Here is an 859-nt window from a genome sequence, read left to right as displayed (position 1 = left end):
CTCCCGTTCCCCGCGCGGGGCACGCCCCGACCCGGGACCCCGTCACCCCCCGTGCGGTGACGGCGGGCCCGTGCCGGCGCGCCCCCGTGACGCGCCGGACGGCGTCTCACACCCGGTAACCGCGCAGGGCACGCCAGGTGTTGGGGCCCACGACGCCGTCGACCGAACCGGCCGCCATGTGGTTGCGCTGGAACCAGCGGACGGCCGTCTCCGTCGCCGGCCCGAACCGACCGTCCACGGCCAGGCGTCCACCCACCTGCCGGTAGTCGGTGGTGCCGTTGATCAGTGCCTGGATCTCCCGCACGTGATTGCCGACGCTGCCTCGCTCGGCCCACTGGTTGCCGTAGTGGTAGTGGCAGGTCAGGCCGATGGTGCTCTGGGTGTGGCAGGTGTCGGCGGCGGTCGCGGCCGGTGCCGTGACGGCGGCGCCGGCGAACAGCGCGGCCGTGACGGCGAGCAGTGCGAGCGGTGTGCGTGCCCTCATGGGCTCCCCCGTGGATCTCGTGCGATGGTCGTGACGTGCTGCCCGGGTCGGGTGACCCGGGGGTGGTGTCGGGCGCCGTGGTGCGACGCCGTGAACACCCGCGAACGATTCGTTCGGGAGGTGTTCGGCGCGGCCGGGCGGACAGGGGTGTGGCGCCCGTCCACCCGGCCGACGGGGCGACCGCCCTGTGGACGCCCCGATGTCCACCAGAGTGCGCTTTCCCCGATGTCCCGTCACCTTTTCGGCCGTCCCCGGGCTCTCCCGGGACATCCCATGTCTTCACCTGCGGAAACGGGGTACCGTGAGCGGCGTCCCGGGCGGTGGTGGAACGCCGTCCCCGACCCGGTCCGGTGGGTTCGGCCGGGAACGGGGCCC

1 protein-coding gene is annotated in these 859 nt (G+C 74.0%); it reads right to left on the bottom strand.

Annotation, left to right across the window (positions count from 1 at the left end):
• Positions 1–106: 106 nt before the first annotated feature.
• The gene (locus FNQ90_RS25250) at positions 107–484 is read right to left on the bottom strand and encodes a peptidoglycan-binding domain-containing protein (protein ID WP_182608436.1); all 378 of its coding nucleotides are present in this window, start codon (positions 482–484) and stop codon (positions 107–109) included.
• Between the last annotated feature and the right edge of the window lie 375 nt (positions 485–859).

The sequence above is a fragment of the Streptomyces alkaliphilus genome, assembly GCF_014141535.1.
Lineage (GTDB): Bacteria > Actinomycetota > Actinomycetes > Streptomycetales > Streptomycetaceae > Streptomyces > Streptomyces alkaliphilus.
Note: the sequence above shows the minus strand (reverse complement) of the source record. Positions and strands in the feature narration are given on the sequence as shown.